At 64.9% G+C, this 17,643-nt stretch carries 12 protein-coding genes; 4 read left to right on the forward strand and 8 right to left on the reverse strand.

The window, feature by feature from the left end; genetic code table 11:
- The 8 genes from IOC82_RS10615 to ccmI all read right to left on the reverse strand — a co-directional run.
- Positions 1–4,272: DUF6531 domain-containing protein (locus tag IOC82_RS10615; RefSeq protein WP_290546163.1), on the reverse strand; the 4,272-nt coding region annotated here is incomplete at its 3' end.
- A 128-nt stretch (positions 4,273–4,400) separates the two neighbouring features.
- Positions 4,401–5,780, reverse strand: coding sequence for a HAMP domain-containing sensor histidine kinase (locus IOC82_RS10620; RefSeq protein ID WP_290546164.1), 1,380 nt, complete (start codon positions 5,778–5,780; stop codon positions 4,401–4,403).
- 13 nt (positions 5,781–5,793) lie between these two features.
- A complete protein-coding gene (locus IOC82_RS10625; protein WP_290546308.1) occupies positions 5,794–6,468 on the reverse strand; it encodes a response regulator transcription factor in 675 nt (224 codons plus the stop codon).
- A gap of 193 nt (positions 6,469–6,661) precedes the next feature.
- A complete protein-coding gene (locus tag IOC82_RS10630) occupies positions 6,662–8,161 on the reverse strand; it encodes a Do family serine endopeptidase (RefSeq protein ID WP_290546165.1) in 1,500 nt (499 codons plus the stop codon).
- A 113-nt stretch (positions 8,162–8,274) separates the two neighbouring features.
- On the reverse strand, positions 8,275–8,721 hold the full coding sequence (locus IOC82_RS10635) for a cytochrome c-type biogenesis protein (protein ID WP_290546166.1): 447 nt from the start codon (positions 8,719–8,721) through the stop codon (positions 8,275–8,277).
- Positions 8,718–10,703 carry a heme lyase CcmF/NrfE family subunit gene (locus IOC82_RS10640; RefSeq protein WP_290546167.1) on the reverse strand — a complete coding sequence of 662 codons (1,986 nt, stop codon included), beginning with the start codon at positions 10,701–10,703 and terminating at the stop codon, positions 8,718–8,720. The genes IOC82_RS10635 and IOC82_RS10640 overlap by 4 nt, the downstream gene beginning before the upstream one ends.
- Complete coding sequence (ccmE, locus tag IOC82_RS10645; protein WP_290546168.1) at positions 10,700–11,146, reverse strand: cytochrome c maturation protein CcmE; 447 nt, start codon at positions 11,144–11,146, stop codon at positions 10,700–10,702. The genes IOC82_RS10640 and ccmE overlap by 4 nt, the downstream gene beginning before the upstream one ends.
- The gene (gene ccmI / locus IOC82_RS10650; RefSeq protein WP_290546169.1) at positions 11,143–12,237 is read right to left on the reverse strand and encodes a c-type cytochrome biogenesis protein CcmI; all 1,095 of its coding nucleotides are present in this window, start codon (positions 12,235–12,237) and stop codon (positions 11,143–11,145) included. Before ccmI ends, ccmE begins: the two co-directional genes overlap by 4 nt.
- Before the next feature lie 161 nt (positions 12,238–12,398).
- On the opposite strand from ccmI, the gene IOC82_RS10655 reads away from it, so the two are divergent.
- From IOC82_RS10655 to IOC82_RS10670, 4 genes are read left to right on the forward strand one after another with little or no spacing between them, the layout of a single operon-like run.
- On the forward strand, positions 12,399–13,652 hold the full coding sequence (locus IOC82_RS10655) for a sarcosine oxidase subunit beta family protein (RefSeq protein ID WP_290546170.1): 1,254 nt from the start codon (positions 12,399–12,401) through the stop codon (positions 13,650–13,652).
- An 11-nt stretch (positions 13,653–13,663) separates the two neighbouring features.
- Positions 13,664–14,017 (forward strand): sarcosine oxidase subunit delta, encoded by a 354-nt coding sequence (locus IOC82_RS10660; RefSeq protein ID WP_290546171.1) that lies wholly within the window; start codon positions 13,664–13,666, stop codon positions 14,015–14,017.
- Positions 14,014–17,022, forward strand: coding sequence for a sarcosine oxidase subunit alpha family protein (locus tag IOC82_RS10665; protein ID WP_290546172.1), 3,009 nt, complete (start codon positions 14,014–14,016; stop codon positions 17,020–17,022). The genes IOC82_RS10660 and IOC82_RS10665 overlap by 4 nt, the downstream gene beginning before the upstream one ends.
- Entirely contained in the window at positions 17,015–17,617 is a 603-nt protein-coding gene (locus IOC82_RS10670; RefSeq protein WP_290546173.1) for a sarcosine oxidase subunit gamma, read from the forward strand. The genes IOC82_RS10665 and IOC82_RS10670 overlap by 8 nt, the downstream gene beginning before the upstream one ends.
- Positions 17,618–17,643: the final 26 nt, after the last annotated feature.

Below are 17,643 nucleotides of genomic sequence, written 5' to 3' on the forward strand. Positions count from 1 at the left end.
ATAAGTGAAGCTGCGCGTGGTGAAGCTGCCCACGCTGGTGGAGGCGAGGCGGTTGGAGGTGGCCGGATAGTTCAGAACCGTGGTGAGCGCGCCGCCGCCGCTGGGCGGCGTCAGCACCTCCTTCGACCGGTCTCCGTTGGGCGTATAGCCATAGGTGAGCGTGCCCCAGGGGCCTTTCGCATAGGCCAGCCGCTGGGCGGCGTCATAGGCCAGTGCCACGGAATTTGCGGCGGCGAGATTGTCGTTGACGGCCGTCAGGTTCATGCCGTCGCCATAGGCATAGGACAGATCGGCGAGGCGCGTGGCGCCGTTATTGAGTTTGAGCGAGGCAAGGCGGCCGTCGCCGTCATAGGCGCGGGTGGCTGCAAGCCCGTTGCCGTGGGTGAGGCTGGTGAGAAGGCTGGACATCGGCGACCAGGCGATGCCGCTTGCCACCGTCTGCTGGCTGGCCGTGGCGGTGGCCTTCGTGGAAACGGCGGTGACGCGGCCCAGCGCATCGCGCGTGAAGCTCACCACGCGGCCCGAGGGGTAGGTCAGGGAGGTGAGGCGGCCCGCCGCGTTATAGGCATAGGCAAGCGTATAGGACTTGCCGGCGATCGTCCGGGTTTCCGCCGTGACGCGGCCCAGCGCGTCATAATAGCGGGCGAGCGAGCCCGAGGCGTCCGTGATGCCCGTTAGCCGGCCGATGCCCTTGTTGCCGTTCGCCGTGGCGTCATAGAAATAGGTGACGTTCTGCGTGGGGTCGGCGGGATAGGTTTCGCTGATGAGGCGGCCCGCGGCGTCATAGGCCAGTTTGGTGACGGCGCCGCGCGGATCGGTGATCTTGGTGGCAAGGCCGCGCGCATCCCGGACGATGACCGTGGTTCCGGTATCCGGGCCGCTTTCCTGGATGATGTCGCCGAAGCCGTTGCGGACGTAAGCCGTGGCGAGGCCGCGGGGATCGCGGTAGGCCGTCACCTCGCCCTGGCCATCGCGCGTAAGCTTCACGCTGCCGCCGGCCTGATCGGTGAGGCTGGTGAGGTTCTGCAGCCCGTCATAGGCATAGGCGAAGAGGCCGCCGCGCGGGTCCTTCACTTCGGTGAGGTTATCGGTGCGGTCGTAGCGGAACGAGCTTTGCTGGCCCGCGGCGCCGATGGACCGCATCAGCCGGCCGAGCTCGTCGAACAGGGCCGACTGCTGGCGCAGGATGGCGCCCGAGGCGGATTTCACCGTGCGCGAGGTCTGATCGCCGTTGGCGTTGTAGCCATACTCGATGCGCTCGCCCGCGTTGTTGCTGACGGCGGCGAGGCGGCGCGCATCGCTCCATGCGTAGTTCAGGTAGGAGCCGTCCGGCGCGGTGACGCGCGTGACCTGGCCCGCGGCGTCATAGGCGATCAGCGTGCGCGCCTGGGCAGCACCCGGATTGACGGTGACGGTGGCAAGCCGCCCGCGCGGATCGTAGGCCATGGCGGTGACCACGCCATTGGGATCCGTGATGCTCAGCGGCCGGCCGGCCGTGTCGCGCGCGGTTATGCGGGTGACATGGCCCAGTTCGTTGGTGACGGAGGCAAGTTTGCCCGCGGCGTCGTACGCGTAGCGCACCGTATCGGACGGACCGGGCAAGGGGCCGTCGATGGCGGTGAGCAGATCGAGACTGGATGAAACAGGGGCAGGAGATGCAACAAGGCGCATTGTCACGTCACGCCAAGACGCGCTACCGCCTTGTCCTTCCGGAAACTTCGTTTCCATGATGACATTCAGCCGGCGCGTCCCGGCAGGGATCAGGAGGATGCGGGATTTCTGCGCCACGTCCCATTCGGTCATGATAGAAGAGGAAAAGTACCCCAGTTCCCCAATAAGTTTGCCCGCCGCATCCATGGCCTCGACCGAAAGCCCAACGTCTGCAGAGGTGGAGTTTGCATATGCAGTCCACGTCATCTCCAGGCCGCGCTTGCCGGCATCGATTTCGGCGTATCTGTCACTGGGTATATCCAGCAGTTGATCGACCCCGGAGTTCCCCGTGGGGCTCTGATTGGCGAAACGGGTATAGCCCGGGTAGCCCCACCCGGAAGCCGCCACCACGCCGCTTTGCCCCGGCCGGACAGTCCAGCCCTCCGTCGTTCCGGAAATCGCCGACGGATTCTTGACCTTCAGAAAGGGGTCAGCCGCGGCGCTTCCGTCCGCCACCAGCGTCAGCGAAAGATCGTCCACGATCCCATTTCCGGCGTGTATAAAAGAATGCATAAGCATCATGACCCGGATGGTCCGGGTGCCCGCCGGTATCGGCGCCGCAGCACTGAGATTGCGCCATCCCGCATATTTACGAATCGGCGGCGCGACGGACCCCAAGGTGGCGCCTGAGCCGCTCAGAAAGACAAGACCGGCGGCAGAATAGTCTCCACCCAGGTCCGAGCGATCCGAGTTTCCCCACTGGCGCCAGCCGAACCTTGCTGCCCGACGGCCGGAATCGATCTCTGCGATGTTGGCAGACGGTATCGCCACATCCTGATAGACAACGGAACCGTTCCAACCACCAACAAAGCACGGATTGGACGCAGGGCACACGGTCGTGCCTGACAGCACGTACACGGTATCATAAATCGACGTCCAGCCGGTGTCGCCATTATCCGCCGTGGCATTGACGATCGGCAGGGGAACATCCGCAAGCGCCGGTCCGCTTGGGCCGGGCGGACCGCTGTAGGGAATCTTGAATGCCGTGTAGGCATAATTCGTCTCCCGCTTCTGGCCCGCAGTCGCATAGGGCTTGCTGGCTGTGGATCCATCCGTTTGCAGGATTTGCGAGACACTCCCGGACGGGCGGTATTGATAGGCCGTGTTGAGACCGGGTTGCGCCGCGGAGGCGGGCCATGGCCGCGATGCGTTCCATGTCATCGAAGAGGTTCGCTCTGCGCCGCTTCCCGCGCCTTCCGTGATGCTGAGCGGCAATCCGCGGGCGTCGCGTTGCCATTTCGTGACGCGTCCCTCCGCATCCTGGGCCTGGCTGCGGAAGCCATTGGCGTCATAACTGTATTGGGTGTTGCTGGCCGCGCAGTTCGAGGTGGCGATGCCGTCCACCGCGGTGAGTTGCCGGATGCCGCCGATTCCCTTCTGGTAGCTGTATTTCGTGATGCGCCCCAGCGGATTGGTGACGGATACGGACTTGCCCGCGTCATTATAGGAGAACTGCCAGAGGTCCGCGCCCCCGGCATGCTGGCTGGTCAGCACCCTTCTCTTGCTGTCGTATGTCCAGCTTGCGAAACGGACGCCGCGTTCATCGACAATCCCGGTCAGCAACAGCCCCGGCTTGCCCACGGCATCCGCGTATTCGTAACGGACCTTCGGATTGTCGTCGGCTGCGGGGGTCGAGTCCGGATAGGTCACCGCCGACAAGGCCCAGAAATCATTCGGATAACCAGGATTGTATGCCGGAAACCGGTTCTCGTAGCTGTATCTTATCGACGAACCGTCCATGGTTCTGACTTCCGATATATAGCGCGACCGGAACGAGACCCTGGAATAGGTCATGTCTATCCATCGCCCCTGATTATCGCTGACCCGGACCAGGTAGTCGCCGGAATAGATCAGCTTCTGCGCATAGCCGCCGCGAAAGCGGATTTCGGCGAGCACGCTGGTATGCAAACCGTCAACCACCCACTGCGAATCAGGTTTATGCTCGGCAGAATCGAATACGTATTCGGTATCGTCCGGCGTCCGCAGGACGATCCACTCTCCATCGATTCTTAGGCTTGCATCGAGGTCAGTCCGGTTTTTCCAGACCACTGAGCTCACATAAACTGACCCGCCACCGGACTGCGGCGCCATTGCCTTCCATGCGCCCGCCTGTTTGTTGAAATGATATTCGAAATGGTCGGGCAGCACGATGTGAACCCAGTCAGCCTCAGCGAGTGTGGATCCTTTCCATCGCGCGCGCGCGTCGAAATTCGTCCGCCATCCCCGGCCCACGCTGGAATAGGGGCTGGCCATCAGTATGAAGGGACTGCTGGAATAGCTGCGCCTCAATTCGAGCGGATGCAATCCGCCGGATGACCAGTCCAGCGCGTCCTGATGCTTGCGGCCGGTGAGAACGTCCACGGGATTTCCGGCCGTCGGTTGACAGGGCTGCGGCGGCGGCTTCTCGGGATCGACACAATCGAAGAACTGATGAACATCGCCCAGTTCGCAGTCGTAAAACGCGCCCGCACGTGCCGAAGATGCTGCGATCGACAGGATCGGCAGGACAAGCGCGCAGACGGCAACCACCGTAATCCAGACATTCGACCGCAAAAGCGTCATTTTAGCCCTCCGAAAGCAAGCGAATTCTGGCAGCCACAGCCCGTAAGGACGCAGATTACCGTAACGTCACTCACCTTAGGATCGAAGATTACATAAAGTCAATCTTCATAAGGGATCTCAGGAATATTCTAGCGCCCCGCCGGCAGCACCAGCTTTGCCCTGAGGCCCGGGGCGTTGTCTTCCAGCACCAGCGTGCCCTTGTGGAGTTTCATGACGCCGGAGACGAGGCTGAGGCCCAGGCCGTTGCCGGGTTTGGTGCGGCTCCGGTCGAGGCGGACGAAGCGTTCGGTGACGCGGGCGCGGTCAGCTTCGGGGATGCCTCCGCCGTGGTCGGCCACCGCGATCACCACCTTGCCGTCTTCGCGTGCGCCGGTCACCGCGATCCGCGGAGTTTCGCCGTCGCGCGCGCCGTATTTCAGCGCGTTGTCGAGGAGGTTGGCGAGCGCCTGCGCCAGAAGCTGGCGGTCGCCCTGCACCCGCAAGCCCGGCGCGGCGGTGGCGGTGAGCGTGCCGCCCTCCTCTTCCGCCATCGGCTCATAAAGCTCGGCGACGTCGGCGATCAATTCGCTCACGTCGACGGGCGCGAGGCCGCTCCGCGCCTGGCCGGCTTCGGCGCGGGCGATGGAAAGGAGCGCGTTGAAGGTGTCGAGCAGGCGGTCCGAGTCATCGACAGTGTTTTCGAGGGCCGCGCGGTATTCGGCCTCGCTGCCGGAGCGCAGCGCCGCCTCGACGCGGGCCTTGATGCGGGTCAAGGGCGTCTTCAGGTCATGCGCCACGTTGGAGGAGACTTCCTTCATGGCGCCCATCAGGCTCTCGATCCGGTCGAGCATGGCATTCAAGGCCAGGGCCAGCCGGTCGAGCTCGTCGTTCGAACCCGAGACGGGCATGCGGCCGGACATGTTGCCCGCCATGATCGAGCGGCTCGCATCGGTGATGGCATCGACACGGCGCAGGAAATTGCGGCTCATGAGAAGGCCGCCGCCAAGCCCCAGCACCAGCGCGATGGCCAGCGCATAGAGGATGGATTGCCGGATGATGTTGGCGAATTGCCGGAGCGATTCCACATCGCGCCCGACGATGAGTTTGAAGCCGCCCGGCAGCTCGGCGTAGAAGGCGCGCGCCACGTGGTTCTCGCGCACCGCGCCCTTCTGCACTTGCAGGGGAAACTCGATCCAGCTGGTGCCGTCCTTCGGGACCGTGGGCAGGTCGTCGAGATTGCCGGCGATGCGCTGGCCGGCGGGCGCGGCGAGGAGATAGACCGAGCCCCTGTCATCCGCGCTGCGGCGCTGCACCGTGTCGAGAATGCCGCTCAGGCCCCTGAGCTGATACTGGTCGGAGAGCGCCCGCACCTCGGCCTGGATCGTATAGTCCGTCTGCTCCTGCAGCAGCACGGCGGTGTTGAGATAGACATAACCGAGGAGCGCCCCGACCGAGACCGCGAACAGAACCAGATAGAGCGCCGCCAGGCGGAAGGTGGAGGTGCGGAGGAGCTTGGCCCGCCCGTTCACGTGCGCTCCGGCGTCACTTGTCGCGGATCATGTAGCCCGCGCCGCGCACCGTTTGCACGATGGGCTCGTCATGGCCCTTGTCGATCTTGGCGCGCAGACGCGAGATGTGCACGTCGATGACATTGGTTTGCGGATCGAAGTGATAGTCCCAGACATTCTCCAGCAGCATGGTGCGGGTCACGATGTGGCCGGCGTTGCGCACCAGATATTCGAGCAGCTTGAACTCCCTGGGCTGCAGCAGGATGGGCTTGCCCGCGCGCGTCACCGTGCGGGTGAGGAGGTCGATCTCGAGGTCCGCGGCCTTGAGCTTCGTCGTCTGCGGAGCTTCCTTGGCGCGGCGGCCCAGATTCTCGGCGCGCGCGATGAGCTCGGCGAAGGCATAGGGCTTGCCGAGATAATCGTCGCCGCCGGCGCGCAGGCCCTTCACCCGCTCGTCGACATCGGCCAGCGCCGAGAGGATCAGCACCGGGGTCTGGATATTGTGCTCGCGCAGCTTGCGGATGATGGTGAGGCCGTCGATCTTGGGCAGCATGCGGTCGACGATCAAGACGTCGTGCACGGCTTCGAGGGCGAGGCCCAGGCCCTCCTCGCCGTCGGCGGCGTGATCGGCGATGTGGCCGGCCTCGGCCAGGCCCTTCACCAGCCAGCTGGCGGCTTCGCGGTCGTCTTCGATGACTAGGATGCGCATGGCGGTTCGGGCGGGGCTCGCTGTCCAGACGTGGGAATTGCGCTCACTTACTTGCATGTTCCATCTCCGGTGAAAAGGGGGGCGCGGAGGAGGAGGTCCGGGGGTGGACCACCCTCCTCCGCGGAAAGGCACGCGAGACGCGGAGCGGGGGTTGGGGCGTTGTCCGCGTGCCTTCTACCGTGGCCGCCGGGGGTTAACCCTTGGCGGTGGGAAGCGCGATGAAGCGCTGGCCTTCGCCGGTCTTCACCAGGATGAGGACCTTCTTCTTGTCGTTGGCTTTCAGCGCGGCGCGCACATCGGACGGCGCATGCACTTCCTGTCCGGCAACCTCGAGGATGGTGTCGCCGGCCTTGAGGCCCATGCCGGCCGCGGCACTGCCCTTGGCGACATCCGTCACGGTGACGCCAGGGCCATCCTCGGCGGGCGCAACCCTGAGGCCGAGATCGGCCAGCGACACGGACTTGTCGCCCTCGTCTTTGCCGGCGTCCTTCGACGCCATCTTCTTGTCGTCCGGCATGGTGCCGATCTTGACGTCGAGGTCGATGGTCTTGCCGTCACGGACGACGGTGAGCGGCACCGAGTCACCCGGCTTGATGCCGGCAACCTTGCGCGAGAGATCGCGCGAGTCGCTCACGTCCTTGCCGTCGATCTTCAGGATGGTGTCACCCTGCTTCACGCCGGCGGCGAGCGCGGGCGAGTCCTCCGTCACGTCGGCGACGATGGCGCCCTTGGCGTCCTTAAGCCCCAGGCTCTCGGCGATGTCTTCCGTCACCGGCTGAATCTGCACGCCCAGCCAGCCACGGGTGACCTTGCCGTTCTCCTTCAGGCTCTCGATCACGTTCTGCGCGGTCGACGCCGGAATGGCGAAGCCGATGCCCACGGAACCGCCCGAGGGAGAGAAGATCGCGGTGTTGATGCCGACCACTTCGCCTTCGAGGTTGAAGGCCGGACCACCGGAGTTTCCGCGGTTGATGGCGGCGTCGATCTGCATGAAGTTATCGTACGGGCCCGAGCCGATGTCGCGGCCCAGTGCGGAAACAATGCCGGTCGTCACCGTGCCGCCGAGGCCGAAGGGGTTGCCCACGGCCATCACCCAGTCGCCGACGCGCGGCTCGTCCTTGGTGAAGGAGACATAGTCGAACTTCTTGTCCTTGGCGTCGATCTTGATCAGCGCGAGGTCGGTCTTGGCGTCGGTGCCGATCACCTCGGCCTTGTACTCGGCGCCGTCCTTCATGGTCACCGACACCTGGTCGGCGTCCTTGACGACGTGATTGTTGGTCACCGCATAGCCGTCGGCCGAAATGATGAAGCCGGACCCCATCGCCATGCCACCGTTGGGATGAGAATCCTCATCGCCCTGATCGCCCTGGCCCATGCCCGGCATGTTGCGGAACTGCGGGAACTGCTTGAAGAAGTCTTCCATGCCGTTCGGCATCTGCCTGCCGCCCTGGGCCTGATCCTCGCCGGTGGCGGCGACGGTGGCATACTTCACCTGCACGCTGACGACGGCCGGCATGACGCGATCGACGAGGTCGGCGAAGCCCTTGGACGGGTCGATTGCGGCGGCCTGCAGCTGGTTCTGCGCGACAGCCTGGGTGGCGGGAAGAACCGACACCGCGCCAACGAGGGCCGTGGCGGCCATCAGGCCGGCGGCAAAGGCGCCGAGCGTCGTGTTCTTCGTGAAGTTGGACATTTCCTGATCTCCATCGACTTGGGTTGTTTCGATAAGACAAAGCTAGGTGGCCGCCCCTTACGGTGACCTGTCCGGAAAATGAAACTTCAGTAAGTGTTGCGGCAACGCCGGGGCTATTGCAGGGCCCGTTCGAGGGCGCGCTTCTCGTCGTCGCTCAGTGGCGTCTCGGGGGCCGCCCCGGCGCGCTTGCGGCGCAGGAAAAGCGCTGTGCCGGCGATCAGCAGCACCGCGAAGGGAGTGCCCCAGAGAATCAGCGTCTCGGGCTCGAAGCGCGGCTTGAGCAGCACGAACTGGCCGTAGCGTTCGACGACGAAGTCCAGCACCTGCGCGTCCGTCTTTCCGGCGCTCAGCTGCTCGCGCACCAGCGTGCGCAGGTCCTTGGCGAGCGGGGCTTCCGAATCGTCGATCGACTGGTTCTGGCAGACGAGGCAGCGCAGCTGGGCGGAGATCACCCGGGCCCGGGCCTCGAGAGCGGGGTCGTTCAGCTGCTCGTCCGGCGTCAATGCGAAGGCGGGCGGCAGCGTGACCAGAAAGGCAAGTATGGCGAGGAGTATTCTCATTCGGCGGGCACCGCCCGGACGTTCGCCGCGCGCTTCGGCGCGCCGACGCGGTAGCGCCGGTCGGAGATCGACAGCAAACCGCCGAGGAACATCACCGCCGCGCCCAGCCAGATGAAGTTGACGAAGGGATTGTAATAGAAGCGCATGGCGCGCGCGCCTCCCGCCGTCTCATCGCCCATCACCACATAGACGTCGCCAGCCCAAGTCTGGTGGAGGCCCACTTCGGTGGTGGGCATGCCCGAGGGCTTGAAGACGCGCTTCTCGGAGCGGAGTGTCGCCAGGAGTTCGCCGCCCTGCTTCACCGTGAATGTGCCCACACGGCCGGTGTAATTCTCGCCCTTGAGCGGGCCCTCGCCCTCGAAGGTGACGGTGTATTTGCCGACGGGCGAGGATTCGCCTGGCTTCAGCGCCACGATGACCTCCACCCGCCATAGCGAGATGGCGATGATTCCGGCGGCGAGGATGCCGAGGCCGGCATGCGCCACCGCCGTGCCGATGGCCGAGCGCGGCAGACCGATGAGGCGGCGCCAGCTGGTGGCCAGCGGCGCCTTGAACAGCGCCACCTTGGCGGCAATGTCCGCGACGGCGCCGAAGACCAGCCAGGCGGCGATGGCCATGCCGGCGGGCGCGAGCCACGGCCCGCGCACATTGAGGGCGAAGACAATGACGCCGGCGAGCAGCGCCAGCATCGCGGCAAGCCAGAGCCGCTTCATGGCAAGCCCCACGTCGCCGCGCTTCCACGCGAGGAAGGCGCCGAGCGGCACCAGCAGAAGCAGCGGCAGCACGATGGGTCCGAAGGTGAGATCGAAGTAAGGCGGGCCGACCGATATCTTGTCGCCCGTCAGGGTTTCCAGCGCCAGAGGATAAAGCGTGCCGACGAACACCGCGAGGCAGGACACGCAGAGGAGGAGGTTGTTAAGCACAAGGCTTCCCTCCCTGCTGATCGGCGCAAATAATCCGCCTGCCTTCAGCTGCGGCGCGCGCCAGGCGAAGAGCGAGAGGGACCCGCCAATGAAGACGCAGAGGATCATCAGGATGAAGGCGCCGCGCTGCGGGTCGACCGCAAAGGCGTGCACCGAGGTGAGCACGCCCGAGCGCACCAGGAAGGTGCCCATGAGCGAGAGCGAGAAGGCGAGGATCGACAGCAGCACCGTCCAGATCTTCAGCGCATTGCGCTTCTCGACCACGACGGCGGAATGGATGAGCGCAGTGGCGACCAGCCACGGCATGAGGCTGGCGTTCTCCACCGGATCCCAGAACCACCAGCCGCCCCAGCCGAGCTCGTAATAGGCCCACCAGGAACCCATGGCGATGCCCACGGTGAGGAACATCCAGGCCACCAGCGTCCACGGCCTCACCCAGCGCGCCCAGGCGGCGTCAACCCGGCCTTCGATCAGGGCTGCGACGGCGAAAGCGAAGGCGATGGAGAGGCCGACATAGCCCGCATAGAGGAAGGGCGGATGGAAGGCCAAGGCCGGGTCCTGCAGGATCGGGTTCAGGCCATTGCCTTCGATCGGCGGCGGGTCGACGCGGATGAATGGGTTGGATGTCATCACGATGAAGAGGAGGAAGGCCAGCCCGATCGAGCCCTGGATTGCCAGCACGCGGGCTCTGAGTTCCAGCGGCAGGTTGCCGCCGAACACCGCCACCGCTGCGCCATAGAGCGCGAGAATCAGCACCCACAGCAGCATGGAGCCTTCATGGTTTCCCCACACGCCGCTGATCTTGTACAGAAGCGGCTTGGCGGAATGCGAGTTCTCGATGACGTTCAGCACCGAGAAGTCGGAGGTGACATATGCATGCGTCAGCGCCGCGAAGGCGATGGCGATGAGAACGAGCTGCAAGAGGGCCGCCGAAATGGCCGCCCGCATGGCCGCCACGTCGCCGCGCTGGGCGCCCCACAGTGGCGCCACGAACTGGTAGAGCGCCACGCCGACAGCGAGGATGAGCGCAAAATGCCCGATTTCGGCGATGAAGGTCATTGCCCCGCTCCCTTGCCCAGCTTGACGCCTTTTTCCTTCAGACTGTTGGCCAGCTCACGCGGCATGTAATTCTCGTCATGCTTGGCCAGCACCGTGTCGGCCACGAATGTGCCGTCCGGCTGCATCTTGCCCTCGGTGACGACCCCCTGCCCCTCGCGGAACAGGTCCGGCAGTATGCCGTCATAACTCACCGTCACGGTCTGAAGCGTATCGGTCACGGCAAAGCTCGTCACCGTGCCAGGGCCCTTCTTGACGCTGCCATTCTCCACCATGCCGCCGAGGCGGATGCGCTGGCCCGCTTGCACATGGGTGTCAGCCAGGTCGCTCGGCGTGTGGAAGAAGGTGATGGTGCCGGACAGCGCATAGAGCACCAGCCCCGCGGCGAGGCCCAGCACGGCCAAGCCGCCGAGGATGAGGGAAAGCCGCTTTTGTTTGCGCGTCATTGAACATTCATCTCCTTCGCCAGCCCGTCAATCTGCGACAGCGCGTCCTGGTTTGCGGCGAACTGGTCCTTGGCCTTGTCATACGCGGCCTTGGCCTTATCGGTGTCGCCCAGCACGGCGCGCGCGCGGATCAGCCGCAGCCAGCCGTCGAGATTATCCGGATTTGCGGCGAGTTTCTGTTCAAGCCCGTCGACCATGCCACGGATCATCGCCTGCTGGTCACCCGCCGGCATGTTCTGGGCATCGGCCATGGTCTGCTGGTCCAAAGCCGGGGGCTTTGCCGTCATGTCCCGCATCTCGGCCAGCAGCATGGGCCGCCACGGCGCATCGGCCGGTGTATCCTTCAGGAAGGCCTCGAAGGCGGCCTTGGCTTCATCGGCCTTGCCCTGCTGCTTGAGCGCAAGAGCTTCGTAGAAGCGCGCCTTGGGGAATGTGGGGTCGAGCTTCAGCGCCTTCTCGAACAGCGCCTGCGCCTGAGCCGGCACCATGCCCTGGTTGCCCATGACCAGTGCCTCACCATAATCCGAGATGCTGGCGGCATCCGGCGGCGAGAGGCGCACGATGTTGCGATAGGCTTCTGCCGCATCGTCCCAGCGCTGGTCCCGGCGGTAGACGGGTGCGAGGATCTGCCAGCCCTGCAGGTCGTCCGGATTGGCCTCGAGGTGCAGTTCCACTTTTTCCACGAGGGCTTCCATATCGCCGTTCTTCTCGGCATTCGCCATGCGCCAGGCATGGGGCACGTCAGCCAGTTGCGGATTGCCGGCCCTGAGGTAGAGCGGCAGCGCCACGGCGGGCACGATCAGGGTTGCGGCGATGGCGGCCCATGCGAAGCCCGGCGCCTTCCGCCTCTGCGGCGCTTCGGCGGTGGCGATCAGCCGGCGGGAGATCTCGTTGCGCGCCGCGTCGGCCTCGGCCTGGCCGATGGTGCCGCGCGCGACGTCGCGCTCGAGCTCGGCCAGCTGGTCGCGGAACACCGCGCGGTCATAGGCGGCGCGCTCGGCTTGCGTTTCAGCAGGCTTGGACTTGACCACCGGCCACAGCAGTGCTGCCAGCACGGCCGCGGTCATGGCGGCGAAAACGATCCAGATCATGGTGATCCATGAGATATTCCCTTGAGCCCTATTAATGCAATTCATCCGTTAAGGCCAATTCCCGGCCGCATTGTCGCATCGCGGCCCCTTGGCGTCGGAAAAGCCTTGGTTCCGCCCTTTGTGTTGCGTTAGAAAACGGCCCAGTTGCAAGGAATTCACCCATGAAGCCGCGCTATTCCGTCTTTTCGCTCGCGCGAAACGCGATGAATTACCACAAGGACTGGGAGAGGGCCTGGCGCTCGCCTGCCCCGAAAGAGGAATATGACGCCGTCATCGTCGGCGCCGGCGGCCACGGCCTGGCCACCGCCTATTACCTCGCCAAGAATCACAAGATGACCAATATCGCGGTGGTCGAAAAGGGCTGGCTGGGCGGCGGCAACACCGGCCGCAACACCACCATCATCCGCTCCAACTACCTCCAGGACCCCTCGATCGCCATCTATGAGCTCGCCCGCTCGCTTTACGAGGACCTGTCGCAGGACCTGAACTACAACGTCATGTTCAGCCCGCGCGGCGTGCTCATGCTTTGCCAGACGCAGCACGAGTTCCGCGCTTTCCAGCGCACGGCACACGCCAACCGGCTGGCCGGCCTCGACTGCCGCATGGTGACGCCGCAGGAGGTGAAGGAGATCGTCCCGATCATCAATGACGATCCCAACTGCCGCTACCCGATCCTCGGCGCCTATTACCAGCCGCGCGGCGGCACGGGCCGCCATGACGCGGTGGCCTGGGGCTATGCCCGCGGGGCGGACGCCATGGGCGTCGACATCATCCAGAACTGCGAAGTGACCGGCATTGAGCGCGATGGCGGCAAGGTTGTGGGCCTCGAAACCACGCGCGGCGTGATCAAGACGAAAAAGATCGGCGTCGTCACCGCAGGCCACGTCTCCACCATCATGGACATGGCGGGCGTGCGCATGCCGATCGAGAGCCAGTGCCTGCAGGCGCTGGTCTCCGAGCCGATCAAGCCGGTCATCGACTGCGTGGTCATGGCCAACACGGTCCACGGTTACATGAGCCAGTCCGACAAGGGCGAGCTCGTCATCGGCGGCGGCACTGATCCCTACAAAAACTATTCGCAGCGCGGCTCCTTCCCGGCGCTGGAACACACGGTGGCCGCACTGGTCGAAACCTTCCCCATCATCTCGCGGCTGCGCATGCTCCGCCTGTGGGGCGGCATCGTCGACATGACGGGCGACCGTTCGCCCATCATCTCCAAGACGCCGGTCGAGGGCCTCTATGTCAACTGCGGCTGGGGCACCGGCGGCTTCAAAGCCATCCCCGGTTCGGGTTGGGTCTTCGCCGACACGATCGCCAATGACCGCCCGCACCCCATCGCCGAGCCCTTCGGCCTCAACCGCTTCCAGGAAGGCCGCCTGATCGACGAATCCGTCGCCGCCGCGGTCGCCCACTAGGAGGAACAGAAATGCTGGTCGTCAAATGCCCCGTCTGCGGCGCCGAAGGTGACGAGACGGATTTCCACGCCGGCGGCCAGGCACATGTCCGCCGCCCCGCCACCACCGACCCCGCCCACGTGACGGACGAGGAGCAGCGTGACTATCTGTTCATCCGCATCAACCCCAAGGGCCTGCACTTCGAGCGCTGGCGCTGCGACCGCGGCTGCGGCAAGTGGTTCCACGCCGCGCGCGACACGGTGACCATGGAGTTCAAGGCCTTCTACGGCATCACCGAACTGCCGCCGATGGACGTGATCGCGCAGGCCAAGGGCCAATGGGCCGAGTATTTCGAACACCGCCTCAAGTCGGAGCATAAGGCATGAGCAAGCCATATCGTCTGGGCTCCGGCGGCCGCCTCGTCGACCGCACGAAGAAAGTCAGCTTCACCTTCGACGGCAAGAGCGTCTCGGGTTTCCAGGGCGACACCGTCGCCTCCGCCGTGCTCGCTTCGGGCCAGCGCGTCTTCGGCCGCAGCTTCAAGTATCACCGCCCGCGCGGGCTTGTGGGCCTCGGCTCGGAAGAGATGAACGCGCTTGTCGGCGTGGGCCTCGGCGCCCGGCACGAGCCGAACCTTCGGGCCACCCAGGTCGAGATATTCAATGGCATGGCGGCCGTCTCGCAGAACCGCTGGCCGTCGCTGAACTGGGACGTGGGCGCCATCAACAACCAGCTCTCGCGCTTCTTCCCCGGCGGCTTCTATTACAAGACCTTCATGTGGCCGCAGTCGTTCTGGAAGCACGTCTACGAGCCCTTCATCCGCCGCGCAGCGGGCTTGGGGAAAGCGCCCGAAGGACGCGACCCCGACAGCTACGAGCAGATCCACGTCCATTGCGACGTCCTCGTCATCGGCGGCGGCATCGCCGGCCTTGCGGCAGCGGAAGCTGCGGCGGCTAACGGCGCCAAGGTCGTCATCGCCGACGAGAACCCGCAGCTGGGCGGCCTCGCCGACATCTCGGGCGGCGCCATCGACAGCCAGTCGCTTGTGGACTGGACGGCCGCCAAGGGCGCCAAGCTCTACGCCGCAGAGAACGTGCATGTGCTGAACCGCACCACGGTGGTGGGCCACTGGCACCACAATTTCGTGATGCTGTTCGAGCGTGTCGCCGATCATGACCCTGCCCTGCTGTCGCAGGGCGTGCCGCGCCACCGGTTGTGGAAGGTCCGCGCACACCAGGTGATCCTCGCCACCGGCTCGATCGAGCGCCCCATCGCTTTCGCCAACAACGACCGTCCGGGCGTCATGCTCGCCTCCGCTGCACGCGGCATGGTGGAGCGTTACGGTGTTGCGCCGGGCTCCAACGGCGTCGTCTTCACCAACAATGACGACGCCTACCAGACGGCCATCGTTCTGAAACATGCCGGTGTCGGTGTCCGCGTCGCCGACAGCCGCGCGCGTGCCGAAGGGGCTCTCCCCAGCAAGGCGCGCGAGATGGGAATCCCGGTCGATACCGGTTCCGTCATTTCGGCCGTCAACACCACCTGGGGCGGCCTCAACATCACCGGCGTCAAGATCGCCTCCTACCGCAAGGGTCAGGGCCGCGTGATCAAGGAGACGAAGGCGGAGGCCGATTTCGTCGCCATGTCCGGCGGCTGGAATCCAGCGCTGCACCTCTGGTGCCACAACGGCGGCAAGATCCGCTTCGACGATGCGCTGCAGGCCTTCCGGCCCGACAAGCATCACGACCACATCACGGCGATCGGCGCTGCCAACGGCCATTTCGGCCTGCACCAGATCCTCGAAGAGGCCTACCACGCCGGTTCGAAGCTCTCAGGTCACGGCAATCTCCATCCCGTTCCCACCGCCCAGCAGGCGGAGGAGCGCCCGCTGGAGCCGATCTGGTTCGCGCCCGCCACCGGCAAGTACAATGAAGGCAACAAGCACTTCATCGACTACCAGAACGACGTGACGGCGGCCGACCTCGAGCTCGCCCAGCGCGAAGGCTATGAATCGGTGGAGCACACCAAGCGCTACACCACTTTCGGTATGGCCACCGACCAGGGGAAGACGTCGAACATCAACGGCCTCGGCGTCATCTCGGAAGCGAGCGGCAAGACGATCCCGGAAGTGGGCATCACCACGTTCCGCCCGCCCTACACGCCCTTCTCCTTCGGCTCCGTGGCAGGTGTGCTCACCAAGGACCTGTTCCTGCCCATCCGCCGCACCGCCATCTACCAGTGGCACGTGGACCACGGCGCCGTCTTCGAACCCGTCGGCCAGTGGCGCCGCGCCTATACCTATCCCAAGGCGGGCGAAACCAACCACCAGTCGATCGACCGCGAGATCCTTGGCGTGCGCAACAAGGTGGGCCTGCTGGACGCTTCGACCCTCGGCAAGATCGAGATCAAGGGCCCGGATGCGGCCGAATTCCTCGATCGCATGTACACAAACATGTTCTCGACGCTGAAGATCGGCAAATGCCGCTACGGTCTGATGATGAACGAGCTGGGCTTCCTCACGGATGACGGCGTGACGGTGCGCCTCTCCGATGACCACTTCCTGATGCACACGACGTCAGGCGGCGCCGACCGCATCTCGGCCTGGCTCGAGGAATGGCTGCAGACCGAGTGGACGCATTACAAGGTCTTCGTCACCAACGTCACCGAGAACTGGTCGCAATTCGCCATCGCCGGCCCCCGCGCCCGCGACGTGCTGAAGAAGCTCGATCCCAGCTTCGACCTCTCGAACGAGGCGCTACCCCACATGTCCTTCGTCGAAGGCAAGCTCGGCGCCTATCCGGTGCGCGTCTACCGCATCTCGTTCTCGGGCGAGCTCTCCTACGAGGTGGCAACCCCGTCCAGTTATGGCCTCGGCCTGTGGAAGGACATCGTTGCGGCGGGCGCGGAATTCGGCCTCGAGCCCTATGGCACCGAAGCCCTCCACGTGCTGCGCGCCGAGAAGGGCTATATCGTGGTCGGCGACGAAACCGACGGCACCACGACGCCCATCGACGTCGGCCTCGAGGGCCTCGTCTCCAAGAAGAAGGCGGACTTCCTCGGCAAGCGTTCGCTGGAACAGTCCTTCCTCAAGGGCCCGAACAGGAAGCAGCTCGTGGGCCTCCTCACCGAGGACCCGAACGACGTGCTCCCCGACGGCGCTTATGCCGTGCGGCACGTCAAGGACAAGCCGCCGATGGAGATGATCGGCCAGGTCACGTCGTCCTACCGCTCGCCCACGCTGGGCCGCTCCATCGCCATGGCGTTGATCGAGAACGGACGCAATCGCATGGGCGAAACCATCTCCTTCCCGCTCCCGGGCGGCAAGGTGGTGCGCGCCAAGATCACCGACACCGTCTTCTATGACAAGGAAGGGGCCAAGCTGAATGTCTGAGCTCTCTTATCAATCGCCGCTCGCGGGCATCACCGCTCCCTCAGGGCTTTCGATCTCCATCCGCGAGATCACAGAGCGCGGCATGATCGATCTCCGCGGCCTCACCTCGGACGCCGCCTTCATGTCCGCCGTGAAGGGCGTGCTGGGCATGGATCTCCCCACCAGGCCCCGCACCTCCGTTTCCTGGGGCGACGTCAAGGTGCTGTGGCTCTCCATCGACCAGTGGCTGATCCTCAGCTCACGGAGCAAAGCGCATGAACTGCTTGCCATCCTGCGCGATGCGCTGAAGGGTATCCACTCCCTCGTGGTCGACGTCTCCGACATGCGCGCGGTGATCCGCATCGAGGGCGAAGGCTGCCGCGAGGTTCTGATGAAGGGCACGTCGCTCGACCTGCTCGACAAGGAATACGTCCAAGGCTGCTGCCGCCGCATGCGCTACGCCGAAATCGCCGCACTGCTTGACGTGGTGGAAGACAATGTCTTCGACATCTATGTTTTCCGCAGCTACACGCATTATACGTGGAATTTCCTCTGCGCCACCGCCAAGGCCCCGGCGAAGCTGAAGCTGTTCGGCGCGCAGGAGGTTCCGGCGTAATCACGCTGCAGACTTCGTGTTGCAAT

Origin of the sequence: Aestuariivirga sp. (assembly GCF_020252395.1) — a bacterium.
Lineage (GTDB): Bacteria > Pseudomonadota > Alphaproteobacteria > Rhizobiales > Aestuariivirgaceae > Aestuariivirga.